General features: G+C 72.7%; 22 protein-coding genes. 13 read left to right on the top strand and 9 right to left on the bottom strand.

Features of this window, described 5'->3' with window-relative positions:
* Nucleotides 1–59: 59 nt before the first annotated feature.
* The 3 genes from ACFC8N_RS04700 to ACFC8N_RS04690 form a co-directional block, all read right to left on the bottom strand.
* Nucleotides 60–659, bottom strand: coding sequence for a histidine phosphatase family protein (locus ACFC8N_RS04700; RefSeq protein ID WP_356025173.1), 600 nt, complete (start codon nt 657–659; stop codon nt 60–62).
* 90 nt (nt 660–749) lie between these two features.
* A complete protein-coding gene (locus tag ACFC8N_RS04695; protein ID WP_376286389.1) occupies nt 750–2,564 on the bottom strand; it encodes an FG-GAP-like repeat-containing protein in 1,815 nt (604 codons plus the stop codon).
* Nucleotides 2,565–2,760: 196 nt separating this feature from the next.
* Complete coding sequence (locus ACFC8N_RS04690) at nt 2,761–3,969, bottom strand: pyridoxal phosphate-dependent aminotransferase (protein ID WP_376286386.1); 1,209 nt, start codon at nt 3,967–3,969, stop codon at nt 2,761–2,763.
* Nucleotides 3,970–4,050: 81 nt separating this feature from the next.
* On the opposite strand from ACFC8N_RS04690, the gene ACFC8N_RS04685 reads away from it, so the two are divergent.
* Nucleotides 4,051–4,689: a winged helix-turn-helix transcriptional regulator gene (locus ACFC8N_RS04685; RefSeq protein WP_376286383.1), complete on the top strand. Its 639-nt coding sequence runs from the start codon at nt 4,051–4,053 to the stop codon at nt 4,687–4,689.
* A gap of 58 nt (nt 4,690–4,747) precedes the next feature.
* Here ACFC8N_RS04685 and ACFC8N_RS04680 read toward each other — a convergent pair whose 3' ends face one another.
* Genes ACFC8N_RS04680 through ACFC8N_RS04670 form a run of 3 tightly spaced genes read right to left on the bottom strand, consistent with a single transcriptional unit; the run spans nt 4,748 to nt 8,343 of the window.
* Complete coding sequence (locus tag ACFC8N_RS04680) at nt 4,748–5,554, bottom strand: hypothetical protein (RefSeq protein WP_376286380.1); 807 nt, start codon at nt 5,552–5,554, stop codon at nt 4,748–4,750.
* Entirely contained in the window at nt 5,554–6,816 is a 1,263-nt protein-coding gene (locus tag ACFC8N_RS04675) for a VWA domain-containing protein (protein WP_356025181.1), read from the bottom strand. Before ACFC8N_RS04675 ends, ACFC8N_RS04680 begins: the two co-directional genes overlap by 1 nt.
* Nucleotides 6,817–6,825: 9 nt before the next feature.
* Nucleotides 6,826–8,343 carry an IucA/IucC family protein gene (locus ACFC8N_RS04670; RefSeq protein ID WP_376286378.1) on the bottom strand — a complete coding sequence of 506 codons (1,518 nt, stop codon included), beginning with the start codon at nt 8,341–8,343 and terminating at the stop codon, nt 6,826–6,828.
* Between the two features lie 198 nt (nt 8,344–8,541).
* Between ACFC8N_RS04670 and ACFC8N_RS04665 the strand changes: the two genes are divergently transcribed.
* The 3 genes from ACFC8N_RS04665 to ACFC8N_RS04655 all read left to right on the top strand — a co-directional run bounded on the left by ACFC8N_RS04665 (nt 8,542) and on the right by ACFC8N_RS04655 (nt 12,300).
* Nucleotides 8,542–10,044 carry an IucA/IucC family protein gene (locus ACFC8N_RS04665; RefSeq protein WP_356025437.1) on the top strand — a complete coding sequence of 501 codons (1,503 nt, stop codon included), beginning with the start codon at nt 8,542–8,544 and terminating at the stop codon, nt 10,042–10,044.
* A 232-nt stretch (nt 10,045–10,276) separates the two neighbouring features.
* Nucleotides 10,277–11,320 (top strand): tryptophan--tRNA ligase, encoded by a 1,044-nt coding sequence (gene trpS / locus ACFC8N_RS04660; protein WP_376287093.1) that lies wholly within the window; start codon nt 10,277–10,279, stop codon nt 11,318–11,320.
* A 65-nt stretch (nt 11,321–11,385) separates the two neighbouring features.
* On the top strand, nt 11,386–12,300 hold the full coding sequence (locus ACFC8N_RS04655; protein WP_356025185.1) for a HipA family kinase: 915 nt from the start codon (nt 11,386–11,388) through the stop codon (nt 12,298–12,300).
* A 55-nt stretch (nt 12,301–12,355) separates the two neighbouring features.
* Here ACFC8N_RS04655 and aceB read toward each other — a convergent pair whose 3' ends face one another.
* Nucleotides 12,356–13,981 (bottom strand): malate synthase A, encoded by a 1,626-nt coding sequence (aceB, locus tag ACFC8N_RS04650; RefSeq protein ID WP_376286374.1) that lies wholly within the window; start codon nt 13,979–13,981, stop codon nt 12,356–12,358.
* Between the two features lie 184 nt (nt 13,982–14,165).
* Nucleotides 14,166–14,777: a nucleotidyltransferase family protein gene (locus ACFC8N_RS04645; protein ID WP_356025189.1), complete on the bottom strand. Its 612-nt coding sequence runs from the start codon at nt 14,775–14,777 to the stop codon at nt 14,166–14,168.
* A 129-nt stretch (nt 14,778–14,906) separates the two neighbouring features.
* Here ACFC8N_RS04645 and ACFC8N_RS04640 point away from each other — a divergent pair, with 129 nt between their 5' ends.
* Entirely contained in the window at nt 14,907–15,224 is a 318-nt protein-coding gene (locus ACFC8N_RS04640; RefSeq protein WP_356025191.1) for a DUF5955 family protein, read from the top strand.
* A gap of 32 nt (nt 15,225–15,256) precedes the next feature.
* On the opposite strand, the gene ACFC8N_RS04635 is transcribed toward ACFC8N_RS04640, so the two are convergent.
* Nucleotides 15,257–16,051 carry an IclR family transcriptional regulator gene (locus ACFC8N_RS04635; RefSeq protein ID WP_356025193.1) on the bottom strand — a complete coding sequence of 265 codons (795 nt, stop codon included), beginning with the start codon at nt 16,049–16,051 and terminating at the stop codon, nt 15,257–15,259.
* A 274-nt stretch (nt 16,052–16,325) separates the two neighbouring features.
* Between ACFC8N_RS04635 and allB the strand changes: the two genes are divergently transcribed.
* The 8 genes from allB to rsgA all read left to right on the top strand — a co-directional run bounded on the left by allB (nt 16,326) and on the right by rsgA (nt 24,423).
* Nucleotides 16,326–17,663, top strand: coding sequence for an allantoinase AllB (gene allB / locus ACFC8N_RS04630; RefSeq protein WP_362820727.1), 1,338 nt, complete (start codon nt 16,326–16,328; stop codon nt 17,661–17,663).
* A gap of 45 nt (nt 17,664–17,708) precedes the next feature.
* The gene (alc, locus tag ACFC8N_RS04625; protein WP_376286369.1) at nt 17,709–18,824 is read left to right on the top strand and encodes an allantoicase; all 1,116 of its coding nucleotides are present in this window, start codon (nt 17,709–17,711) and stop codon (nt 18,822–18,824) included.
* Between the two features lie 121 nt (nt 18,825–18,945).
* A complete protein-coding gene (locus ACFC8N_RS04620) occupies nt 18,946–19,770 on the top strand; it encodes an AIM24 family protein (protein ID WP_376286366.1) in 825 nt (274 codons plus the stop codon).
* 74 nt (nt 19,771–19,844) lie between these two features.
* Nucleotides 19,845–20,471, top strand: coding sequence for a dihydrofolate reductase family protein (locus ACFC8N_RS04615; RefSeq protein WP_362820730.1), 627 nt, complete (start codon nt 19,845–19,847; stop codon nt 20,469–20,471).
* A gap of 124 nt (nt 20,472–20,595) precedes the next feature.
* On the top strand, nt 20,596–21,507 hold the full coding sequence (locus ACFC8N_RS04610; RefSeq protein WP_356025203.1) for a DMT family transporter: 912 nt from the start codon (nt 20,596–20,598) through the stop codon (nt 21,505–21,507).
* Between the two features lie 85 nt (nt 21,508–21,592).
* Nucleotides 21,593–21,988, top strand: coding sequence for a ribonuclease (locus tag ACFC8N_RS04605; RefSeq protein WP_356025205.1), 396 nt, complete (start codon nt 21,593–21,595; stop codon nt 21,986–21,988).
* A gap of 455 nt (nt 21,989–22,443) precedes the next feature.
* Nucleotides 22,444–23,040: a hypothetical protein gene (locus ACFC8N_RS04600; protein ID WP_376286362.1), complete on the top strand. Its 597-nt coding sequence runs from the start codon at nt 22,444–22,446 to the stop codon at nt 23,038–23,040.
* Between the two features lie 276 nt (nt 23,041–23,316).
* Nucleotides 23,317–24,423 carry a ribosome small subunit-dependent GTPase A gene (gene rsgA, locus ACFC8N_RS04595; RefSeq protein WP_376287089.1) on the top strand — a complete coding sequence of 369 codons (1,107 nt, stop codon included), beginning with the start codon at nt 23,317–23,319 and terminating at the stop codon, nt 24,421–24,423.
* Nucleotides 24,424–24,604: the final 181 nt, after the last annotated feature.

Below are 24,604 nucleotides of genomic sequence, written 5' to 3'. Positions count from 1 at the left end.
CTTCCCTGCCTGTGCAGCGTACGGCGCGGCTCTGACAACGGGCCCCGCCCGGCCGCCCGCTACTCCCGCGGCCGGATGTTCCACCCCGCCACCACCGGCCGGCCGTGCTCCGTGCCCAGCCGGCACAGCGCGCCCGTCGCCAGCTGGAAGAGGGCGCCCTGCTGGGGCGGCAGGCCCAGGCGGCGGGCGGTGAGGACGCGCAGGAAGTGGCCGTGGGCGATGAGGACGACGACCCCCTCGGTGTTGCAGAGCGCGGCGTCGGCCTTGGCCAGCATCCGGTCGGCGCGCTCGCCCACCTGTTCCGGGGTCTCGCCCGGGTGCTCCGGCGGTCCCGGCGCGACCCCGTCCGTGAACAGGAACCAGCCGGGCCGGGTCCGCTGGATCTCCACGGTGGTCACGCCCTCGTAGCCGCCGTAGTCCCACTCGCGCAGGTCGGTGTCCACCCGGGCGTCGGGGACGCCGATGAGTTCGGCGGTCTCCCGGGCCCGTTGGAGGGGGCTGACGAAGGCCGCGCCGATCCGGTGCGAGCGGACCAGCGGAACCAGCCGGCGTGCCTCCTCCCGGCCGTGCTCGGTGAGGGGTACGTCGGTCCAGCCGGTGTGCCGTCCGGAGCGCGACCACTCGGTCTCGCCGTGCCGGACGAGAAAGAGGTCACCCACGCGCGCGCCCTTCCCGCTCTCCTGCCAGCACGGTGGCACAGGAAGCCCGCCGCGCGCAGGACGGACTGCGCCAGACGGCCGGTCCCCGTGTCAGCCGCCGGAGCGGACCAGGGTGTTCTCCTTGCCGAGGGCCTTGGCGGTGGTGTCGGCGTACAGCGTGGTCTCGCCGTCGGACCAGCGCACGAGCAGGTCGTCGGCCCTGTGGTCGGCCGTGACGTCCCCGGTGGTCATGACCTGTGCGTGGGTCCAGGTGCCGTTCGCGCCGAGCACCCGGGACCGGGTGCCGGGCCCGGCGGCCGAGGTGCCCGTGTAGGCGTCCAGCGAGCCGTCCGTCCAGCGCACCAGGAAGCCGCCGCTGTCGCCGAAGCTCCCGCCGGTCAGCAGGGCGGCCCTGGTCCAGGTGCCGTTCGCCTTGAGCAGTTGCCGGGCGGGGCCGAAGGTGCCGGCGGCGACCCCGGTGTAGAGGGTCAGCCGGCCGTCGGACCAGCGCACCAGCAGGTCGCTGGCGCCCTTGCCGCCGTCGAACTGCCCGGACGTGATCTGTACGGCGTTCTGCCAGGCGGAGCGGGGCGCCGCCATCCGCACCTCCCGGCCCAGGCCGGCGCCGCCCACGGCCGGATAGAGCGTGGCCTCGCCGTCGGACCAGCGCACCAGGAGGTCGGCGCGGCCGTCGCCGGTGAAGTCCCCGCCCGTGACGGTGCGGGCGTGCGTCCAGGTGGAGTTGGCCTTCAGCAGCCGCTGCTCGGACCCGAACCCGCCCTTGCCGTCCCCGGGATGCAGGGTGATCCCGCCGTCGGACCACACGGTGAGCAGATCGCCCCGGCGGTCGCCGGTGTAGTCGGCGGAGGCCAGCAGCGTGGCCCTGCGCCAGCGCGCGCCGCCGCCCGGCAGCGGGTCCTGGAGCCCCTGGTACGGCGGCAGGTCGGTGCGCAGGTCCTGGTTCGCGACCGCGGCGCCGAGCAGGCGGGCGGCGTCGTCGCCGAACGCCGGGGCGTAGCTGATGTAGTCGACGTTCGCGTCGTTGCCGCCGCCGTTGTAGCCGCCGAGGTCGCCGATGACGTGCCCGGTGCGCGCGTTGTCGTCGTAGTCGGTGATCCACGGGCTGCCGGACACCCCGCCGTAGTAGCCGCCGCAGGTCATCGACATCTGCCGGTAGCCGGGCAACTGGGTGGTCGGCACGGTGCACTTGACGGCCTGTCCGGCGCTGTTGTGTCCGTAGGAGGGGTAGCCGACCACGGTCACGTTCCGGTTGGTGTACCCGGGCGCCGGGGTGAAGGTCAGTCCGCCGCCGACGGCGTCCTGGAGGCTCTGGCCGCGCTGGTTGGCCGAGACCCGGGCGAACGCGGTGTCCAGGTCGGAGACGGGCTTCTTGGTGGTCGTCGACCCCTGGTCGGGCACGTACCGCGGGTCGGTGAACAGGTGCTGGATGTGGAAGATGCCGTACGGCTGCTGGTCGGGGCCCGCGCCCTTCACGAACTTCGGGACGAAGAGGTAGTCGCCGCGCATGCTCAGTCCGCAGTGGGCCGCGGTGAGGACGATGCTGCGCGCCGCGGTGTCCATCACGCTGCCGGTGCAGTGCCAGGTGGTACCGCTGGGCCCGTCGGACCCGAAGAACGTCCCGACCAGGGGCGATCCCGGGAACAGGGTGCCCTGCGGCCGGCCCGCCGCCGCGGCCGCCGCCCCCGGCCCGGTCGGGGCCGTGCGCGCGTCGTCCAGCGGCGGGGCGTCGGCCATGCGCCGCGCGGTCCAGAACCGGGCGGCGTCCCGGGCCTCGCGCCCGGCGGAGGGTGCGGGCGCGGGCGGCGGTGGTGTGGCGCTGTCGGCCTGCGCCGCGGGGGCCGGGCCCCAGACGGCCGCGAGGCATACGACGGCGACGGCCGCCCGGCGTGCGCGGTACGAGAACAACGGTGCTTCCCCTCGGCCCTACGGCCTGTTCGGTCCGGACCGGGGAGAGCGCGGTGCGGCGCTGGTCGGGCGCGCGGGAACCCCCCGGGTCATGCCGGGTGATCTTCCCATGGAGCCCCCTGGTCTCGCACGGACGTACGGCACGGCCGCGTCGCGGCGCCCGTCGCGCCGGTGCCGGCGCCGGTACGCGCCGCGGCTACTGCCGGTACCCGCCGAGGAACCGCCCGATGCGTCCGATCGCCGCCTCCAGGTCCTCCGCGTGGGGCAGGGTGAGGATGCGGAAGTGGTCGGGGGAGGGCCAGTTGAAGCCGGTGCCCTGGACCACCTGGATCTTCTCGCGCAGCAGCAGGTCGAGGACGAACTTCTCGTCGTCGTGGATCTTGTGCACCGCGGGGTCGAGGCGGGCGAAGGCGTACAGCGCGCCCTTCGGCTTCACGCAGGACACGCCGGGGATCTCGTTGAGCTTCTCCCAGGCCACGTTCCGCTGCTCGTACAGCCGCCCGCCGGGCCGGGTCAGTTCGTGGACGGACTGGCGGCCGCCGAGCGCGGCCTGGATGGCGTACTGCGCGGGCGCGTTGGCGCACAGCCGCATGGAGGCCAGCATCGTCAGGCCCTCCAGGTAGTCCTTCGCGTGCTGCCGGGGGCCGGTGACGACCAGCCAGCCCGAGCGGAAGCCCGCCACCCGGTAGGTCTTGGACAGGCCGCAGAAGGTGAGGACGACCAGGTCGGGGGCGAGGGCCGCGGCCGAGTGGTGGACGGCGTCGTCGTACAGGATCTGGTCGTAGATCTCGTCGGCGAACACCATCAGGCCGTGCCGGCGGGCGAGGTCGAGGATGCCCTCGACGACCTCCTTGGGGTAGACCGCGCCGGTCGGGTTGTTCGGGTTGATGATCACGACGGCCTTGGTGCGGTCCGTGATCTTGGCGGCCATGTCGGCCAGGTCCGGGTTCCAGTCGGCCTGTTCGTCGCACAGGTAGTGGACCGCCTTGCCGCCGGCCAGGGTCGTGACGGCCGTCCACAGCGGGAAGTCCGGGGCGGGGATGAGGATCTCGTCCCCGTCCTCGACCAGTGCGGTCACGGCCATGGAGACCAGCTCCGAGACGCCGTTGCCGAGGAAGACGTCGTCGACGCCCACATCCAGGCCCAGGTTCTGGTAGCGCTGGGCGACCGCGCGGCGGGCGGAGAGGACGCCGCGCGAGTCGGTGTAGCCGTGCGCCTGCGGCAGCATCCGGATCATGTCCTGGACGATCTCCTCGGGCGCCTCGAACCCGAAGGCCGCGGGGTTGCCGGTGTTCAGGCGCAGCACGCTGTGGCCCGCCTCCTCCAGCGCGTTGGCGTGTTCGATCACCGGGCCGCGGATCTCGTAACAGACCTCGCTGAGCTTGTTCGACTGCCGGAACTCCATGCGCCCCTCCGGAAACTCGTGATGCTTGGTTTTACCAAGTAGGAGCTTGGAAAGTCCAACATCTTGTCTAGACTGCGCCGCATGTCACCTCGCCGAAGCTACGACCAGTACTGTTCCGCAGCCCGTGCGCTCGACCTCGTCGGCGACCGCTGGACCCTGCTGATCGTCCGGGAGCTGCTGGCCGGCCCCCGCCGCTACACGGACCTGCACGCGGACCTGCCCGGCGTGAGCACGGACGTCCTCGCCTCCCGGCTGAAGGACATGGAGCAGGGCGGCCTCGCCACCCGCCGCCGGCTGCCCCCGCCCGGCGCGGCCTCGGTGTACGAACTCACCGAGCGGGGGCGGGAGTTGCTGCCGGTGCTCCAGGCGTTGAGTACGTGGGGCGCGGCCGAGCTGGGGGAGCGGCGCCCGACGGACGCGGTGCGCGCGCACTGGTTCGCCCTGCCGCTGCTGCGAGCCCTCCGGGAGGGGAGCGCCGGTGAGGCGATCGTCGAAGTCGGCCTGGAGGAGGGCGAGTTCCATCTGCGGGTGGGTGCGCAGGAGGGGCCGGTGTACGGCGACGGTCCCGCCCCCGCCGGGGCGGACGCGCGCCTGGTGATGGACGCGGCGACCTGCGAGGCCGTGGCGCGCGGGGAGTCGACCCTGCCGGACGCGGTGCGGGCGGGGCGGGTGACGGTGACGGGCGAGGGCACGCTCGCGAAGGCGCTGCGGGAGGGGTGAGACGCGGGGGAGGCCTGCCGGACCGGCAGGCCTCCCAGGGGGATTCGGACGCTGCGGCTCAGACGCCCGGCGGCACCCGGGAGGGCCGGCCCGAACCCCGGGTCAGGGCGTAGCCGCCGATGCCGGCCAGAGCCGCGAGCACGGCCCCGATCCCGGTCCACACCCAGCGGTCGGACCACCAGCCGGAGGACCAGCCGTCGGTCCTCCCGAAGCTGGAGAGCACCGCGGTCTTCGCACCGGCCGTCTTCTCCCCGGACGTGACGGCGATCCCCGGCACCAGCGGCTTGCCCAGCGAGCCGTCCACGGCCCCGGCGCCGCCGATGTCCTTGGAGTCGACGCGCACCTCGGCGCTCACCGGCTGGCCGAGGTCGGAGGCGCCCAGGTCCACCACGGTCAGCCGGACGTAGTACGTGCCCGGCAGCGGGTCGTTCGCCGACGGCTCGGCCCAGCCGCGCACCGTGCGCAGCACGCAGGCCAGTTCGACCTGGGAGGCGTCCTGCGCGACGGTGCGGGGGTCGGCGCCGTACTGGCACGCCTGCCGGCGCCGCAGCCCGTCGTACACGTCGAGCTGCCAGGTCTGCGCACCGTGCGCCTGCGGCAGCTTCACGGTCGCCTTCACGGTGGGCCGTTGGCCGACGTCCGCCGGGAACGACCAGTACAGGTAGTCACCGGTCGAACCGGACGCGGTGGCCGGCTGGCCCTGCTTCATCTCCGTCGCCGTACGGAACGAGGTGCCCGCCTGCGTGGGGGCCGAGCCGTCGGACGACGCGCTCGGCGAGGGGCTCGGCGAGGAGTCGGCGGCGGCCGGTCCGGCGGCCAGCCCCAGCGCCAGCAGCGCGGCGCTCAACACACGTGTAGCACGCATCAGTTCGTCCTCCAGACCGCGACCCGCCAGCGCGACAGCCAGCCCCACAGCAGACCGGCCACGAAGCCGATCACCACGAGCGTGCCGAGCAGCCACCAGCCGCGCCCGAGGCCGAAGGAGGCCACGTCGTGATGGCCGGACGGCCCGTCCACGACGTCGACGGTCAGCTCCAGCGGCAGACCGGGGGTCGTCCTGACGCCCGCGGCGGCCGAGAAGGAGTGGCTGACCTGGAGACACACGGTCTCCGCGGGCGCGTTGTCGTCGTCGCTCGCCGGCTTCGGATAGCGCAGCCCGGTGGAGACGGCGTCCGTACGGCCGGTCCCTGCGGCCTCGCCGCGCACGATCTCCCGGCCGCTCTGTGTCACCGCCCGCAGCAGCACCCCGTAACCGGGGTTCACGGCGCGGTCGTCGGCCACGCTGACCGAGGCGCGCAGCTCCTGGCCGGGCTCGACGGAGACCTTGTACCAGCGCTGCTGCCCGAACCCGGCGCGGTCCGTGTACAGCCCGGACTTCAGCTGCGGCGCGTCCGTGCACTGTGCGGCGCCCTCGGTGGCCACCGGTGTCACCACCGGATCGGCCGCCCGGTGGACCAACTGCCCGACCCGGCTGCTCAGTTCCTCCTTGTGCCGTACGTCGGTGTAGGTGCCGCCGGTCGCGTCCGCGATGCAGCTGAGCTGGTCGCGGGTCCTGGCGTCCGGCACCAGGCCGAGGGTGTCGATGGTCATGCCGACGCCCTTGGCCGCTATCTCGCGGGCCACCTCGCACGGGTCGAGCGGCTGGCAGGTGTCCTCGCCGTCGGTGATCAGGACGATGCGGCGCGTTCCGCTGCCGCCGTTCAGGTCGTCCGCCGCCTTCAGCAGCGCGGGCCCGATCGGCGTCCAGCCGGTCGGCTGGAGCGTGGCCACCGCGGTCTTCGCGTCGGTCCGGTTCAGCGTCCCGACCGGGTAGAGCTGCGCGGTGTCCTTGCAGCCCTCCTGGCGGTCGTTGCCGCGGTAGTTGGCGCCCAGGGTGCGGATGCCGAGCTGGACCTCCTGCGGGGTGGCGTCCAGCACCTCGTCGAACGCCTGCTTCGCGGCGGCCATCCGGGAGCCGCCGTCGATGTCCCGCGTCCGCATCGAACCGCTGACGTCCAGCACGAGTTCGACCTTCGGCGCACTCGCCTGTGTCCCGTCGGCGACAGCCCCGCCGGGAAACGCGATCCCGGCCGCCAGGGCGGCGAGGAGAGCGCAGACTCCCGCCGCCAGCCGTTGTCTTCTGATCATCGCAGGATCCTATGGAGCGGACGTGCCGGGCTCCAAAACGAGCGGGTTGGGCAGCGCCGTCCACTGGTCGCCCGGGGTCCGCGGGGACAGCCGCATCAGCGTCAACGCCTTGGCGGGTACGGGGCCTTCGCGCAGCGCGGACAGGTCGTCACCGGCGGGGAGGGAGGGCAGCGCGGTGGTCAGGGCCGCCGCCAGAGGCGCGGCCGAGCCCGCCGTGGCGGCCAGCGCGCCCGCCACCAGGGAGCCGAACAGCTTGCGGCGCAGGGCGGTTTCGTCGTCCGTGACGAGGCGTCCGGTGAGCGGGGGCGGGGTGAGGCCGTGGGCGGTGAGGCGGGCGGGGCTGATCCGGATGTCGGCCAGGTCGCGGTAGACCAGCCGCCGGGGGGTGGCGTCGGGCCCGAGGACCACCAGCAGGTTCTGGCCGTGCGCCTCCAGGGCCACCCCGAGGCCGAGCACGCGCAGGCCCACCGTGAGCGCCAGGCGGGCGAACGCGGCCAGCCAGCCGGGGGAGTCCGGCAGACCGGTCGCGGGCAGGGCGGCCACCGGGACGACCCGCTCACCGGGGCCCGCGTACGCCTCGGGCGACTCCCGCAGCAGTGCCGCGAGGTCGGGGGAGCCGGCCGTGACCGCGCCCAGCGTGCGGGTGATGTGCAGCAGGCCACCGGTGTGCGCCGTCAGCTGGTCGGCGAGGTCGCCCAGCGGCGCGGCGCAGCGGACCGAGTAGGCCGAGATGTCCCGCACCGAGGAGGTGAGCCGGGCGCTGAGCGCGGTCTTCACGTGCGGACCGCCGCCGGGCAGGGCGAGGGTGCGCAGGGAGAGCAGGGGACGGGCCGGCCGCCAGGGCACGTGCGCACGGCCGAGGACGTGTTCCGACTGCCAGGGGTGCACGGGCAGCAGCAGCCGCTCGCCGTCCCGGAGCTCCTGCGGCCACGCGCCGCTCTGCTCGCACGCGTCCGCCGGCACCGCCACCGTGCCCAGCTCCACCACCGGCCGGTGCTCCGGTCCGTACGCCAGCTGCTCCGCGACCGAGAACCCCGGCCGGGAACGGCAGTTGGGGTGGTACGGATGCCCGTCGGTCACCCGCTGCTCCCACTCCCAGTCGTGTTCCGGCCACTCCTCCGGGTGATCCGCGTCGGCCCGGGACAGCGCCAACGAGGCGGTGCTGTACGCCAGTTCGGCCGCGAAGGCGTCGGCGTGCGGCACCCCGAGCGCGGTCATCAGGCCCGCCGGACCGGCGTGCCGGTCCTGGCCGAGGCGGACCTCGCCGACGTAGGCGCTCGTGGCGTACGGATCCGCGTGCGGCCCATGCAGCGTCCGGCCGTCGGCGAGCCGCAGGGCGAGGCTGTGCGCCCCGCGCACCCGGCCCGTGATCCACGGCAGCGGCTCATGGGCCAGCGCCCGCCACAGCCGGGTCAGCACGGCGGCGCGGGCACCCGGCAGTTCCGCCCGGTACCGGGGCAGCAGGGCGGGCCGTACGGCGGCCAGCTCCTCGGCGATCTCGGCCTCGGCGGCGGGGGTTCGGTGCACGGTCGGCTCCTCGGGGAGACGGGAACGCGGGACGCGCGTCGCGGGCTCGGGCTCGGGGCACGATTGTGCGGGACGACGGGACGGACATGGCGTACCGGTCCCGCCGCCCGCCGGACAATGGACGGACGGTCGCGGTGTCCGGTCCCGGTCTTCCGGCCCCCGGACCGGGAATCGACCGCCCCCTCGGACATGGAACGAATGGATCGCGTGGACCTCACACCCCCCTCCGGTGCCGTCGGCCCCCTCGCCGACGCGTACGCGGCCGCGCCCCTGCTCAACTGCCTGCTGCGCGAGGTCGCCGAGCCGCTCCCGCCCCCGGATCCCGGTGCGCGGCGGGTGTACCGGCTGCCGAGCGGTCGGCTGTTGCGCGTGCGCGCCGGGCGGCGCCCCGCCGGGCCCGAGGTGCGGACCGACGGCGGCTGGCGTTCCGTCGGGCACACCGAGCTGGTCAAGCTGGTCGCCGAGGAGCTGCGCCGGCACACCGGGCTGACCGGCGGTGACCTGCCCGCCGAGATGGTCGACAGCCGGGACGCGGTCGCCGCGATCCTCGCCGCCCGCGCCCTCGCGACCCCGCCCGCCGACCTCTATCTGCGCTCCGAGCAGTCCCTGATCACCGGCCACCCCTACCACCCGGCCCCCAAGGCACGCGGCGGCGGCCCGGTCACGTCCTGGCTGCCGTACGCCCCCGAGGCGCACGCCCGCTTCCCGCTCGTGCTGCTCGGCGTCCGCGAGGACCAGGTGGCCGAGGAGGGCGACACCCGCGCCCTGGACGCCCTCGCCGCCGCCCCGCCCGGCTACCGGCTGCTGCCCGCCCATCCCTGGCAGCTCGACCTCGTCGCCCGCGACCTCGCCCCGGCCTTCGCCGACGGCCGCCTGCTCCGGCTCGGCACCACCGCCTTCGACGCCTGGCCGACGGCGGCGGTCCGCACGCTCTACGAGCCCCACCGCGATCTGTTCCTGAAGTTCTCCCTGGACGTCCGCATCACCAACGACATACGCCGGCTGTGGCGCCACGACCTGCGCAGGACGTGCCGAACGGACACGGCCGCCCGGCGCGCGTTCGCGGCCGTGGGCCGGCCCGCGGCCTGGCTGAGCGACCGCGGCTACCGCACCGCCGCCTTCGCCTTCGAGGAGCTGGCGGTCCTCGTCCGCGACGGGCTGCGCGGCCACCTTCCGCACGGCGCCACCCCGTTGCTCGCGGCCGGGCTCGCGGAGGGCTTCGACGGCAGCCCGCTGGCCGCCGCGGCCGACCCGGCCGCCTGGTGGGAGGCGTATCTGCGCCAGGTCGTGCCGCCCGTCCTCACCGCCTTCGACGCGCACGGCGTCGTCGTCGAGGCCCACCTCCAGAACACCCTCGTCGCCGTGGACGCGGCCGGGCTCCCCGTGGCCGCGCTGTTCCGGGACGCCGAGGGCGTCAAGCTGCTGCCCGACGTGACCCGGGCCGCGGGCTGGGAACGGCTGGTGTACTGCCTGGTGGTGAACCACCTCACCGAGATCGCCGCGGCCCTCGCCGAGCACCACCGGGGCCTCGACCCCTGGCCCGCCGTCCGCCGCGAGCTCGCCCGGCACGGCCTGCCGGAGATCCCCGCCCTGCTCGCCTCGCCCACCCTGCCCGGCAAGACCAACCTGCTGCTGCGCTGGACCGGCGCCGACGGCGCCGACGCCCGCTACCGTCCCCTGCCGAACCCGCTGGCCCGCTGATCCCGGCACGGGAGGGCTATGCTGTGCGCATGCATCTGTCGTCATGCCTGAGCTGGTGGCGCTCCTCGTAGGAGCGGCCACCTCGTACGCATGACCGGGCCGTTCGGAAGAACGGCCCTTTTTCCTGTCCCCTGGACCCGGGCCGGTTTGCTTTCGACGGCGCCCCCGACCCCCAGGAGACGCTGTGAACGCCACGCCCCAGACCGCCGTAGCCCCCGCCGACTCCCTCGGCATGTCCGCCGCGCAGGCCCGCAGCGCCGAGCTGGAGAGACTGATCGCCGAGGACCCAGGGCGGTTCCGCATGCTGACCGGCGACCGCCCCACCGGCCGGCTGCACCTGGGGCACTACTTCGGCACGCTGCACAACCGCGTCCGCCTCCAGGACCTCGGCGTGGAGACGTACGTGATCATCGCGGACTACCAGGTCCTGACCGACCGCGACGTCGCCGACAGCCTGACCGAGCACGTCGAGGACCTCGTTCTGGACTACCTCGCCATCGGCGTGGACCCGCAGCGCAGCACGATCTTCACGCACAGCGCGATCCCCGCCCTCAACCAGCTGATGCTGCCCTTCCTCAGCCTCGTGTCCGTCGCCGAGCTGAACCGCAACCCCACGGTCAAGGACGAGATCGCCCACTCGCGCCAGTCCGCCGTCAGCGGCCTGATGTTCACCTACCCCGTCCACCAGGCCGCCGACATCCTCTTCTGCAAGGGCAACCTGGTGCCGGTCGGCCAGGACCAGCTCCCGCACCTGGAGGTCACCCGCACCATCGCCCGCCGCTTCAACGACCGCTACGGCAACGGCACTCCGGTCTTCCCGCAGCCCGACGCCCTGCTCTCCGGCGCCCCGCTGCTGCTCGGCACCGACGGCACCAAGATGAGCAAGAGCCGCCGTAACGCCATCACGCTGGCAGCCGGCGCCGACGAGACCGCGCGCCTGCTCAAGGGGGCGAGGACGGACTCCGAGCGGCACATCGCCTACGACCCGGTGAACCGCCCCGAGGTGTCCTCCCTGCTGCTGCTGGCGGCCCTGTGCCGGCACCGGACGCCCGAGGAGGTGGCCGAGGAGATCGGCACGGCGGGCGCCGCCGCGCTGAAGAGGACCGTGACCGAGGCGGTCAACGAGTACCTGGCGCCGATCCGGGCCCGCCGCAGCGAGTACGCGCAGGACCGCGCCTTCCTGCGGCGGACACTGCGCGAGGGCAACGAACGCGCCCGCGCGGTGGCCGACGCCACGCTCGCCGAGGTGCGCGCCGCGATGAACAGCCACTACTGACCTGGCCGTCCCCCCGGCCGCGTACGCCCGAAGGCCGCAGCGGCGGAGCGCTTACGCTGGGCGGTGTGCTGCGCGACGTGACTGCTGTTCGATACGTGACCCCCCTCCGGTCCGGCGGCTCCGTGCCCGCCGTCGTCGAGGCCGACGACCTCGGCACGTACGTCGTCAAGTTCACCGGCTCCGCGCAGGGGCACAAGGCGCTGGTCGCCGAGGTGATCGTCGGTGAACTCGCCCGCGCGCTGGGCCTGCGCTTCCCGGAGCTGGTGCTCGTCCACTTCGATCCGGCGATCGCCGCGGACGAGCCCCACCAGGAGGTCCGGGAGCTGCACGGCGCGAGCGCGGGGGTGAACCTCGGCATGGACCATCTGCCGGGCGCCGTCGACTTCACCCCCGAGATCGCGGAGGTCTTCCCGGTGGACCCGCTGGAGGCGGGCCGGATCGTCTGGCTGGACGCGCTCACGGTCAACGTGGACCGTACGGTGCACAGCTCCAACCTGATGGTCTGGCCCACGCTCGGCACCGCGGCGCCGCACCTGTGGCTGATCGACCACGGCGCCGCCCTCGTCTTCCACCACCGCTGGGACACCACGGACCCGGGCAGGACGTACGACTTCCGCCATCACGCGCTCGGCCACTACGGTCCCGACGTCCGGGCCGCCGACGCCGAACTGGCCCCGAGGGTGACCGGGGAACTGCTGCGCGGCATCGTGGCCGAGGTCCCGGACGCCTGGCTGGCCGAGGACGCGGGCTTCGCGACCCCCGACGACGTCCGTGCCGCCTATGTCGACTACCTCCTGGCCCGGGTGCGGCTGTCGGGCACGTGGCTGCCCACCGACTTCCCGAGCCGGGAGCAGCTCGCCGCCGAGGAGGCGCTGCGCGCGGCGAAGAGCCAGGCCGGACGGCCCGCCTGGCTCAAGCAGGTCCCCGACCTGCACGGCAAGCCGGCCGCGGCACAGGACTGGTCGGTCCACCTGGGGTGAACACGCGCGAGCGGCCCCGGGAAGGCTCCCGGGACCGCTCGGCCGTCCGCGATGCTCAGCCCCGGAGCTGCTCGTACGCCGGCAGGGTGAGGAAGTCGGCGTAGTCCTCGTCCAGGGAGACCTTGAGCAGCAGGTCGTGGGCCTCCTGCCAGTGCCCGGCGGCGAAGGCCTCCTCGCCGATCTCCTGGCGGATGGCGGACAGTTCCTCGGCGGCGACCTTGCGGGCCAGCTCCGGCGTGGCCGTGTCGCCGTTCTCGAACTCGACGCCCGCGTTGATCCACTGCCAGATCTGCGAGCGGGAGATCTCGGCGGTGGCCGCGTCCTCCATCAGGTTGAAGATGGCGACCGCGCCGAGGCCGCGCAGCCAGGCCTCGATGTAACGGATGCCCACCTGGACGGCGTTGACCAGACCGGCGTACGTCGGCTTCGCGGCCAGCGAGTCGATCGCGATCAGGTCGGCCGCCTCGACGTGGACGTCCTCGCGCAGCCGGTCCTTCTGGTTCGGCCTGTCACCGAGCACCTTGTCGAAGGACTCCATGGCGATCGGCACGAGGTCGGGGTGGGCGACCCAGGAGCCGTCGAAACCGTCGTTCGCCTCGCGGTCCTTGTCGGCGCGGACCTTCTCGAAGGCCACCTTGTTGACCTCGGCGTCGCGCCGGGACGGGATGAACGCGGCCATGCCGCCGATCGCGTGCGCGCCGCGCTTGTGGCAGGTGCGCACCAGGAGTTCGGTGTACGCGCGCATGAACGGGGCCGTCATCGTCACGGCGTTGCGGTCCGGCAGGACGAACTTCGCGCCGCCGTCACGGAAGTTCTTGACGATGGAGAACAGGTAGTCCCAGCGGCCGGCGTTCAGCCCCGAGGCGTGGTCGCGCAGTTCGTAGAGGATCTCCTCCATCTCGTACGCGGCCGTGATGGTCTCGATCAGGACGGTCGCGCGGACGGTGCCCTGCGGGATGCCGACGTAGTCCTGGGCGAAGACGAAGACGTCGTTCCAGAGGCGGGCCTCCAGGTGCGACTCGGTCTTCGGCAGGTAGAAGTACGGGCCCCTGCCGAGGTCCAGCAGGCGCTGGGCGTTGTGGAAGAAGTACAGGCCGAAGTCGACGAGGGCGCCCGGGACCGGCGTGCCGTCGGCGTCGGTCAGATGACGCTCGTTCAGGTGCCAGCCGCGCGGGCGCATGACGACGGTCGCCAGTTCCTCGGCCGGGCGCAGCGCGTACGACTTGCCCGACGCCGGGTCGGTGAAGTCGATGTTCCGGGTGTAGGCGTCGGACAGGTTGAGCTGACCGAGGACGACGTTCTCCCAGGTGGGCGCGGAGGCGTCCTCGAAGTCGGCGAGCCAGACCCGTGCGCCCGAGTTGAGGGCGTTGATGGTCATCTTGCGGTCGGTCGGGCCGGTGATCTCGACGCGCCGGTCGTTCAGCGCGGCCGGGGCCGGGGCGACCCTCCAGGAGTCGTCCGCGCGGATCGCGGCCGTCTCCGGGAGGAAGTCGAGCGTGCAGGTGCGGGCGATCTCGGCGCGGCGCTCGGCCCGGCGGGCCAGGAGTTCGTCACGGCGCGGGGTGAACCGCCGGTGCAGCTCCGCCACGAAGGCGAGCGCCGCGTCCGTGAGGACCTCTTCCTGCCGGGGCAGGGGCTCGGCGTCGACGATGGCCAGCGGGGACGGCGCTGGTGCGGACATGAGCTGTCACTTCCTTCAGCGGTGGCACCGGGTGCCTAGTGGCACGAATAGGGCGAACAGCGCCCGCTGTGCGGTCAGGCGCTTCTGAGCAGTGGATACTAGTTTCCTCATCGTGGAACTTCAATGGTTTGTTGACGTCGAGATTCTCCGGGTCGAGGAAAGGTGGCGCTCGGTGCCACCGTGCTCACTCAAGGTGGCGCAGGTCGGCCTCCGTGTCGATGTCGTACGGCTCGGCCACGTCCGCGCACTCCACCAGCCGGAGCTCGCTCTCGTGTTCCTTCAGATAGGCGCGGGCCCCGCGGTCGCCGGTGGCGGTCCGCGCGATGCCCGCCCAGTGGGCCGACCCGAACAGCACGGGATGCCCGCGCACCCCCGCGTAGGCGGCCGAGACCAGCGATTTCTCGTCCTCGTGGGCGTCGAGCACCCGGGCCGCCGCGGCCGCCCCGATGCCCGGCTGGTCGACGAGGCTCACCAGCGCCGCGCGCGCCCCCGTGCCGCCGAGCGAGTCCAGCCCGGCCCGCAGCGAGGAGCCCATGCCCTCGGCCCAGCCGGGGTTGTCCACGAGGACGCAGCCGCTCAGCTCGGCCCGCGCCCGCACCTCGTCGGCCCGGGCGCCCAGGACCACGTGGATCCGCCGGCATCCGGCGGCACGCAGCACCCCCACCGCGTGCTCGACCAGCGGCCGCCCCCGGTGCTCCAGCAGCGCCTTCGGCCGCCCGCCGAGCCGTCGCCCGCCGCCTGCGGCGAGCACCAGCCCGGCGACCTCCGCGTGCTCCTCGTGATGCGTGTCCGTCATGCGTCCTGCATACCTGACGCGGGCGGCGACGGCGCGTTTCCTTGGGCTGAATTTCGGTCGGCGCGGTGGCGCTCCCGGACGGGGTGGCGTTTACTGACCCGCGCACGACGGCGTGCGAGGGGGAGGGCTGTGTTGCGGAGCTTGGGGCAGAGGCCAGTGATCGGCAGCGACGAGGACCCGAGAGTGACGGAACTGCGGACCGCGGTGTCCCGGTTGCGGCGCGAACTCGCCATACTGCCCTCCGAGTTCCCCGACCGGGCCATAGCGGAGGACGAACTGGCGGCCCTGGCGGCGATGGCCTCCGGCGGCACACCGGAGATCCCGCGCCTGCGCAGTTCCCTGTTACTGATCGCGGGCGCGATCGGCTCGGTGAGCGCCCTGGCGAGGGGCCTCAGGGGCGTACGGGAGGCGGTCGATCTGTTCGGGGAGCCGACGCAGCGGGGCTAGTCGGGGTTCCCCCGGGGGCGGGGCCGTATCCGCTACGCGCCCGAACTCGCCAGCGCCTGGGACAGCTCCAGCGCGATCCCCTGCAGCACCGGCACGATCTTCTCGGTCGCGGCCTCGGTCACCCGGCCGGCCGGGCCCGAGATGGAGATCGCCGCGGCCGTCGGAGACTCCGGCACGGACACCGCGAGGCAGCGCACGCCGATCTCCTGCTCGTTGTCGTCGACCGCGTACCCCAGCTGCCGTACCTCGTCCAGCGCCGCCAGGAACCCGTCGGGCGTGGTGATCGTCTTCTCGGTCGCGGCCGGCATCCCGGTCCGGGCGAGCAGCGCCCGCACCTCGTCGTCCGCCACCCCGGCGAGCAGCGCCTTGCCGACGCCGGTGGAGTGGGGGAGCACCCGCCGGCCCACCTCGGTGAACATCCGCATCGAGTGCTTCGACGGCACCTGCGCCACGTACACGATCTCGTCGCCGTCCAGCAGCGCCATGTTCGCCGTCTCGCCGGTCTCCTCCACCAGCCGCGCCAGATACGGCCGCGCCCAGGTGCCGAGCAGCCGGGACGCCGACTCGCCGAGCCGGATCAGGCGGGGGCCGAGGGCGTAGCGCCGGTTCGGCTGCTGGCGGACGTAGCCGCAGGCGACCAGGGTGCGCATCAGCCGGTGGATGGTCGGCAGCGGCAGCCCGCTGGTCGCGGACAGCTCGCTGAGGCCCACCTCGCCGCCCGCGTCCGCCATCCGCTCCAGCAGATCGAAGGCGCGCTCAAGGGACTGGACACCGCCGCCGGCGGAGGACTTGGCGGAGTCGGTGGTGCTGGCGCTGGACGTCGGCACGGCGCGTTCCTTTCGGGACTGGCGGGAGGGAAGAAGCCTACCCGGCAGTCGGTTGACTCCCCGCTTGTACGTAGCTACGTTCTGCTTGCTGGAATTCTAATTCCGCTTTGTGGAAACGTCCAGAGTGGGTGCGTGTGGTGTGCTGCCCAGAAGTGTGCCCCCTTGACGGCGCGGAAGCGGGAGTGAAGACTCCTTCAACAGAACGTTGAATTCCGTTACGTAGGTGTACATCCCGTTTCCTGGGCGTAAAACGGCGGTACAGAGAGGGGTTCGGGTGTCCGACGCTGAACTGGTCCTGCGCTCGACGCGCGTCATCACTCCGGAGGGGACGCGGGCCGCCACGGTCACCGTGTCCGCCGGGAGGATCACGGCCGTCCTGCCGTACGACGCCGAGGTCCCCGCCGGCGCCCGGCTGGAGGACGTCGGCGACCACGTCCTGCTGCCCGGCCTGGTCGACACCCACGTGCACGTCAACGACCCGGGCCGCACCGAGTGGGAGGGCTTCTGGACCGCCACGCGCGCGGCGGCGGCCGGCGGCATCACCACGCTGATCGACATGCCCCTCAACTCCCTCCCGCCCACCACGACCGTGGACCACCTGCGGGTGAAACAGGACGTGGCCCGCGACAAGGCGCACATCGACGTCGGCTTCTGGGGCGGCGCCCTGCCCGACAACGTCAAGGACCTGCGCCCGCTGCACGACGCCGGCGTCTTCGGCTTCAAGGCGTTCCTGTCCCCGTCCGGCGTGGACGAGTTCCCGCACCTCGACCAGGACCGGCTGGCCCGGTCCCTGGCGGAGATCGCCGGCTTCGACGGGCTGCTGATCGTGCACGCCGAGGACCCCCACCACCTCGCCGCCGCCCCGCAGCACGGCGGCCCGAAGTACACCGACTTCCTCGCCTCCCGCCCGCGCGACGCCGAGGACACCGCCATCGCGACCCTCGTCGCGCAGGCGAAACGGCTCCACGCGCGCGTGCACGTCCTGCACCTGTCCTCCAGCGACGCGCTGCCGCTGATCCGCGCCGCCCGCGCCGAGGGCGTCCGCATCACCGTGGAGACCTGTCCGCACTACCTCACCCTCACGGCCGAGGAAGTCCCGGACGGCGCCAGCGAGTTCAAGTGCTGCCCGCCCATCCGCGAGGCCGCCAACCAGGACCTGCTCTGGGAGGCGCTGGCCGACGGCACCATCGACTGCGTCGTCACCGACCACTCGCCCTCCACCGCCGACCTCAAGACCGCCGACTTCGCCACCGCCTGGGGCGGCATCTCCGGCCTCCAGCTCAGCCTGTCCGCCGTGTGGACGGCGGCACGCGCGCGGGGACACGGCCTGGAGGACGTCGTGCGCTGGATGTCCACGCGGACCGCCGCACTGGCGGGCCTCGGCCAGAAGGGTGCCATCGAGGCCGGCCGCGACGCCGACTTCGCCGTCCTCGCCCCGGACGAGACCTTCACCGTTGACCCGGCCGCCCTCCAGCACCGCAACCGCGTCACCGCGTACGCCGGCAAGACCCTGTACGGCGTCGTGAAGTCCACCTGGCTGCGCGGCGAACGCATCGCCCACGACGGCGAGTTCACCGAACCGAAGGGCACGCTGCTCGCCCGCCCCCAGTAACGCACCCCGCCCCCGCCCACTCCCGGAAAGGAACCCCTGATCACCGTGACGGCGACCTCCAGCTTCACCGGCGACGCGAACCCCTACGCGGGCGGCGACCCGTACGCCGACTACCGCACCGCCGACTTCCCCTTCACCCAGTACGCCAACCTCGCCGACCGGCAGCTCGGCGCGGGCGTGGTCGCCGCCAACGACGAGTTCTTCGCCCAGCGCGAGAACCTGCTGGTGCCCGAGCGGGCCGAGTTCGACCCCGAGCACTTCGGCCACAAGGGCAAGGTCATGGACGGCTGGGAGACCCGCCGCCGGCGCGGAGTCTCCGCGGAGCACCCGTGGCCGACCGCCGAGGACCACGACTGGGCGCTGGTCCGCCTCGGCGCGCCCGGCGTGATCCGCGGCATCGTCGTCGACACCGCCCACTTCCGCGGCAACTACCCGCAGGCCGTCTCCGTCGAGGCCGCGTCCGTCCCCGGCTCGCCCTCTGCCGAGGAACTGCTCGGCGACGACGTGAAGTGGACGACGATCGTCCCGCGCACCGCGGTCGGCGGCCACGCGGCGAACGGCTTCGCCGTATCCGTCGAACAGCGCTTCACACACCTGCGCGTCAACCAGCACCCCGACGGCGGCATCGCGCGGCTGCGCGTGTACGGCGAGGTCGTCCCCGACCCCGCGTGGCTGTCGGTGCTGGGCACCTTCGACGTGGTCGCGCTGGAGAACGGCGGCCGGGTCGAGGACGCCTCCAACCTCTTCTACTCCCCGGCCACCAACACCATCCAGCCGGGCCGCTCCCGCAAGATGGACGACGGCTGGGAGACCCGCCGCCGCCGTGACCAGGGCAACGACTGGATCCGCTACCAACTGGTCGCCCAGTCCCGGATCCGCGCGATCGAGATCGACACCGCCTATCTGAAGGGCAACAGCGCCGGCTGGGCGTCGGTCTCCGTGCGGGACGGCGAGGACGGCGACTGGACGGAGATCGTCCCCCGCACCCGCCTCCAGCCCGACACCAACCACCGCTTCGTGCTGCCCGCCCCGGCCGTCGGCACGCACGCGCGCGTGGACATCTTCCCCGACGGCGGCATCTCCCGCCTGCGGCTGTTCGGCTCCCTGACCGAGGACGGCGCGGCCCGGCTCGCCGCCCGCCACCAGGAACTGGGCGGCTGACCCACCCCGCGCGCGTGGGGCGCCCCGGCCTGGACAGCACCGGGCGCCCCGCGTGTCACCCGTACGGACCCGATTGCGGCCGCCCGGAACTTACGGGCCCGTGTCCGGCGTTCTTCCCCACGTGACCCTTCAGCAAGAGATCGTCGGCAACGCCATGCAGATGGCGGTCGTCAGCCTGCAACCCGGCCAGACCGTGTACTGCGAGGCCGGGAAGTTCCTCTTCAAGACGACGAACGTGACCATGGAGACGCGGCTGTCCGGTCCGTCCGGAAACGGCGGCGGCGGCCAGCAGGGACAGGGCGGCGCGGGCGGCGGGATGGGCGGCCTGCTGCGCCAGGCCATGGGCACCGCCATGCAGGTGGGCCAGCGCGTGCTCGCGGGCGAGTCGCTGGCGTTCCAGTACTTCACCTCCCAGGGCGGCGAGGGCACGGTCGGCTTCGCGGGCGTCCTCCCGGGCGAGATGCGCGCGCTGGAACTCGACGGCACGCGCGCGTGGTTCGCCGAGAAGGACGCCTTCGTGGCCGCCGAGTCCACCGTCGACTTCGGCATCGCCTTCGCCGGCGGCCGCACCGGCATGAGCGGCGGCGAGGGCTTCGTCCTGGAGAAGTTCACCGGGTACGGCACGGTGATCATCGCCGGCGCGGGCAACTTCATCGACCTCAACCCGGCCGACTTCGGCGGCCGCATCGAGGTCGACACCGGCTGCGTGGTCGCCTTCGAGGAGGGCATCCAGTACGGCGTCCAGCGCATCGGCGGCCTCAACCGCCAGGGACTCATGAACGCCGTCTTCGGCGGCGAGGGCCTGTCCCTGGCCACCCTGGAGGGCAACGGCCGGGTGATCCTGCAGTCCCTCACCATCGAGAGCCTCGCCAACGCCCTGAAGAAGGCCCAGGGCGGCGACAAGCAGGGCCCGACCGGCGGACTGTTCTCCACGCACGCGGGCTGAACCGATGAGTTCCGGGGGCCGGCGGGGTCCGATGTGGTGACAGCAGACCCCGCACCCGGAAGAAGGCACCCCTCATGGGCAAGCTCGTCTCCACCCTCTTCGTCACCCTCGACGGCGTCTACCAGGGGCCGGGCGGCCCCCGCGAGGACACCCGGGACGGCTTCACGCAAGGCGGCTGGAGCTTCCCGCTCGCCGACGACGACTCCGGCCGCTTCGTCACCGAGGTCTTCGAGCGCGCCGGCGCCTTCCTGCTCGGCCGCCGTACGTACGACATCTTCGCCGCCTACTGGCCGCGGGTGACCGACCCGGCCAACCCCTTCGCCTCCCGTCTCAACACCCTGCCCAAGTACGTCGTCTCCACCACCCTCCAGGATCCCGGGTGGTCCGGCACCACGGTGCTCGGCGGCGACCTCGCCAAGGAGGTCCAGGCCCTCAAGGAGCGCACCGACGGCGAACTCCAGGTGCACGGCAGCGGCGCCCTCGTCCGCTCCCTGATCGGCCTGCGCCTCCTCGACACCCTGCACCTGCTGACCTTCCCGGTCGTCCTCGGCTCCGGCCGCCGGCTGTTCCCGGACGGCACGGCCCCCACCCGCTTCCGGCACACCGGCGGCCGCGTCACCGGATCGGGCGTCTCCCTCCAGACGTACGACCTGGCGGGCGACCCGGAGTACGGCTCGTACGACCTCCCCGAGGACGCCTGAGGCCGGCCCCGACCCCCGGCCGGCAAATCCCTGGCCGAAGATCGTCGCCGCCGGTACGGTGAGCCCGCCCCGTGCGAGCCGCCGATGTCTCCGCACCCCACCGGAGACCGGGAGAGCCGCCCGCATGTCCTCGATCGCCGTACCGGGCGCCGCCGCCGCGCCCCGCCGTGCCTGGCACACCGATCTGCCCGTCCTGCTCGTCGCGGTCTGCTGGGGCGCCAGCTATCTCGCCGCGAAGGACATCGTCACCGCCCGTACGGTGCTCGCCGTCCTCGTCCTGCGCTTCGCGCTCGCCGTGCCCGCCCTGGCCGTCGCCGGCCGCCGTGCCCTGCGCTCGCTCACCGGCGCCCAGTGGCGCGGCGCGGCCCTGCTCGGGCTGATCCTCAGCGGGATCTTCCTGCTGGAGACCTACGGCGTCGTCCACACCTCGGCGACCAACGCCGGCCTGATCATCAGCCTCACCATGATCTTCACCCCGCTCGCCGAGGCCGCCGTCACCCGCACCCGGCCCACCCCGGCCTTCCTCGGCGCGGCGCTGCTGTCGGTCCTCGGCGTCGTCCTGCTCACCCAGGGCGGCGGCTTCACCCGGCCCTCGTCCGGCGACCTGCTGATGCTGCTCGCCGCGCTCGCCCGCACCGTGCACGTCCTCGCGATGTCCCGCATCAGGGCCGTACAGGGAGCGGACGCGCTGCCGCTCACCACGGTCCAACTCGGCGCGTCCGTGGCCGTCTTCGCCCTGCTGTCGGCCCTCTCCGGCACCCCGGCGCCCTGGACGGTCGCGGCGGACCTCGGCGCCCGGGACTGGGCCGGGCTGCTGTTCCTGGCCGTGCTGTGCACGGTGTTCGCGTTCTTCGTGCAGATGTGGGCGGTGCGCCGTACGTCCCCCTCGCGGGTCGGGCTGCTGCTCGGCACCGAACCGCTGTGGGCGGCCGCGACCGGCATCGCGCTCGGCGGCGAACGGCTCGGCGCGCTCGGTCTGGCAGGGGGCGCGCTGGTGCTCGCGGGGACCGCGTGGGGGCGCAGGGCGGCAGGTTAACTTTCTGAAAACTCGGCGGACTTGAAGGGAAAATCTTCAACCTTGTCGTTGACATGCCAACGTCTACGCGCGTCATCATGGGGGCATGAGATTCCCCCCACGTGCCACTCGCATCGGCGCCGCCGCCGCGCTCCTGTCCGCCCTCGTCGTCGGCGGCACCGTCTCCGCCACCTCGGCGAACGCCGCGGCCGACTCGGTCGGCAGCATCTGCTACAGCGCCCTGCCGTCGCAGGCTCACGACACCCTGGACCTGATCGCCCAGGGCGGCCCGTACCCGTACTCGCAGGACGGCGTCGTCTTCTCCAACCGCGAAGGCGTCCTGCCCAGCCAGTCGTCCGGGTACTACCACGAGTACACCGTGATCACGCCCGGTTCGCCCACGCGCGGCGCCCGGCGCATCGTCACCGGTGAGCAGTCCCAGGAGGACTACTACACCTCCGACCACTACGCGACGTTCAACCTGGTCGACTTCGGCTGCTGAGCCGGCCGACGGAACCCGGAAGAACAACGCGACATAGCTGAACCGTACGTCTCGCCCCGCGGCTCCCCCCACGATGGGTCGCGGGGCGAGCTGCGTCCAGTCCCGCGCTGACCCCGACGCCCGAGAGTCCCTTCACGCCGGCGTGTTGCCCTCCATCGTCATCCGGAAGCACCCGCGGTAGACCAGGGATACGCAATGGTGTCCTTGTTCAGCGTCTGCGCGAGTGCTCCATCGGTAGCGTCATGGCGTGCCCTCCCTCCATGCCCTGGGCGTGCCGTCGCCAACGGCCACGGTGGGCCTGTCCCTGCTCGGTCCCGTGTGACACATGGCCTTCGCCGGAGGAGTCGGATCACGAGGGTGCCGCTCTTCGGGCACTGTGCGCTGAACTCTCTGCGCGGGGCCACGAAGCGACGATCATCACCCGTCCGGACGCGGATCCTCAGCACCCACTCACAGTGGACGCGCTGTTCGCCATCGACGGTGAGGAGTGGGCAGTCGACCACTGTCTCCTGCCCCGCCCGCCCTTGCTGACTCCCGCTGTGAATACGGCGGACAAGGCCCTGAAGGACAAGCTCGCCGCTCTTGCCCGTGCTCATGGCCGTCCGATCTCGGTCGCCGCCCGACTGTGCTCCCCGGTCCTCGCCTGCACCCTGCTGCACGGCGTCGTGCCCGACCTCACCACCGTGACCTGGGCCGACGGCGGCCCCGCGGTACGCCTCGCCCACCTTTCGGGCCGCCCCGTCGCCGACCTCCCGTCGACCGTCGGCGCGGTGTACGCACAGCTCACCGGGCCGCTGGCCGCCGTGGAACGCGCCCTGCCCGCCAAGGTCGCCCCGCGCCCCCTCGACGGCAATCTCGCCTCCGCGCTCGTCGGCTCGGCAGGCGTCCTGCTGCGGGCCAGGCCCGGTCTGCGGGCCCCGCTCACCGAACTGACCACCGCGCTCCTCGACACCGGGCGGCTGCGCGGCACCGGCCGGATCAGTCGTCTTGATGGCCACAACCCTGTTCGTGCAAGCCCCCGTTGGTCACACTTTCGGCGATGTGATCGCTGATGACGCCATGCAGGTCTGATCGCTGCACCACTCACCCTCGGGACGAGATTCCGCTGGTCGACCGACCGGAAAAAACCTGTTGCGGATCAAGGAGCGACAGACATAGTGTCATTTCGCGTGGAGAGTGTCGTGGCAAGAGTGTGATCTTGCGTTCGTCGCGTCTCAGCAGTTGCCGCGACCCGGCAGGGACGCGTGGCTCTCCTTGTCCGTACCAGCGGTCGGCCTCCTCGACACGTGCAGAGGTAACGGTGGCGGCTGGAAACCTCTGAAGGGCTCATCGCTTTGCCACCTGCATCGTCACGGCCGATCGACCCGACTGCTCATCGGCCCCTGTACGCCTACGGCTGGTCCGCTGAACTCCACGACAGTTTCGAGGCGTTGGCGGGTGCGGGGCACGTCCCCGGCCGGGTTGTCCGCGTCGACCGTGGCCGCTGCGACGTCGTGGTGGCCGAGGGCGAGTCCGTCGTCACCGTGCACGCTGACTTTGGTGCGTCGGCCGACGAGGATGCCGGGCAGCCATGTACCGGGGACTGGGCCGTGATCTCCCACGGCGCCGCCGGTACGTATGTTCAGGCCCTGCTGCCGCGCCGCACTGCGGTCGTCCGCTCCAGCGCATCGCAGCGCTCCGAGGGCCAGGTGCTTGCGACGAATGTCGACACGGTCGTGATTGCCGTGTCCCTCACCACGGAACCGGACTTCGGGCGCATCGAGCGCTTCCTTGCTCTGGCGTGGGAGAGCGGCGCGCAGCCACTCGTAGTGCTGACCAAGGGTGATCTCGCTTCGGACGCGGACCAGGTGCGCTTGTCCGTCGAGAACGTCACGCCAGGCGTCGACGTGCTCGTCGTCAGTTCCGTGACCGGCGAGGGGATGGACATCCTCACCTCCTACCTGTCTGGGACGACCGTGCTGCTCGGCCAGTCGGGCGCGGGCAAGTCCACTCTCGCGAACGCCCTGTTGGGCCAGAGCGTCATGGAAGTGCAGCAGACCAGGGGCGACGGCAAGGGACGACACACGACCACGACGCGTGAACTGCTCGCACTGCCCGGCGGGGGAGTGCTCATCGACACTCCGGGGCTGCGCGGTGTCGGCATGTACGACGCGTCCGACGGTCTGCAGCAGGTGTTCTCGGAGATCGAGGCGCTGGCCGATGCCTGCCGGTTCCGTGACTGTGGCCATGAAGCGGAGCCGGGCTGCGCGGTGCAGGAGGCCATCGAGGACGGCGTGCTGCCTCAGCGGCGCCTGGACAGCTACCGCAAGCTGCTCCGGGAGAATGAACACATCGCCGCCCGCAGTGATGCCAGGCTGCGCCAGGAGCAAGTGAAGAAGCTGAAGGCGCAAGGCCAGGAGGGCATGGCGAACATGATGGCCAAGCGCGGCGGCTGACCGATCGGAATGCAGGCAGCGGAGCGCGTATCTGGGCCCGACCCGGGTGCGCGCCGCTCGCCGATGCCTCCGGCGGCGAAGGCTGTGGGAGAACTCCTCAGCGAGCAATGCCGCTCAAGCTCATGAGCCGCCATCACTCTGTGCTCGGCCACGTACGGCTGGTCAAGGAGTACGTGGCCGA

The organism is Streptomyces sp. NPDC055966 (genome assembly GCF_042269865.1).
Lineage (GTDB): Bacteria > Actinomycetota > Actinomycetes > Streptomycetales > Streptomycetaceae > Streptomyces.
The sequence above is the reverse complement of the archived record's forward strand: the minus strand, read 5'-3'. Positions and strand labels throughout refer to the sequence as shown.

Coding starts and splice junctions, on each gene's coding strand:
- ACFC8N_RS04690 (WP_376286386.1), bottom strand. CDS start 3,969: ATGGAGTTCCGGCAGTCGAACAAGCTCAGCGAGGTCTGTTACGAGATC.
- trpS (WP_376287093.1), top strand. CDS start 10,277: ATGTCCGCCGCGCAGGCCCGCAGCGCCGAGCTGGAGAGACTGATCGCC.
- aceB (WP_376286374.1), bottom strand. CDS start 13,981: ATGTCCGCACCAGCGCCGTCCCCGCTGGCCATCGTCGACGCCGAGCCC.
- ACFC8N_RS04680 (WP_376286380.1), bottom strand. CDS start 5,554: ATGCGTGCTACACGTGTGTTGAGCGCCGCGCTGCTGGCGCTGGGGCTG.
- ACFC8N_RS04665 (WP_356025437.1), top strand. CDS start 8,542: ATGGATCGCGTGGACCTCACACCCCCCTCCGGTGCCGTCGGCCCCCTC.
- ACFC8N_RS04610 (WP_356025203.1), top strand. CDS start 20,596: ATGTCCTCGATCGCCGTACCGGGCGCCGCCGCCGCGCCCCGCCGTGCC.
- ACFC8N_RS04615 (WP_362820730.1), top strand. CDS start 19,845: ATGGGCAAGCTCGTCTCCACCCTCTTCGTCACCCTCGACGGCGTCTAC.
- ACFC8N_RS04605 (WP_356025205.1), top strand. CDS start 21,593: ATGAGATTCCCCCCACGTGCCACTCGCATCGGCGCCGCCGCCGCGCTC.
- ACFC8N_RS04675 (WP_356025181.1), bottom strand. CDS start 6,816: ATGATCAGAAGACAACGGCTGGCGGCGGGAGTCTGCGCTCTCCTCGCC.
- ACFC8N_RS04685 (WP_376286383.1), top strand. CDS start 4,051: ATGTCACCTCGCCGAAGCTACGACCAGTACTGTTCCGCAGCCCGTGCG.
- ACFC8N_RS04645 (WP_356025189.1), bottom strand. CDS start 14,777: ATGACGGACACGCATCACGAGGAGCACGCGGAGGTCGCCGGGCTGGTG.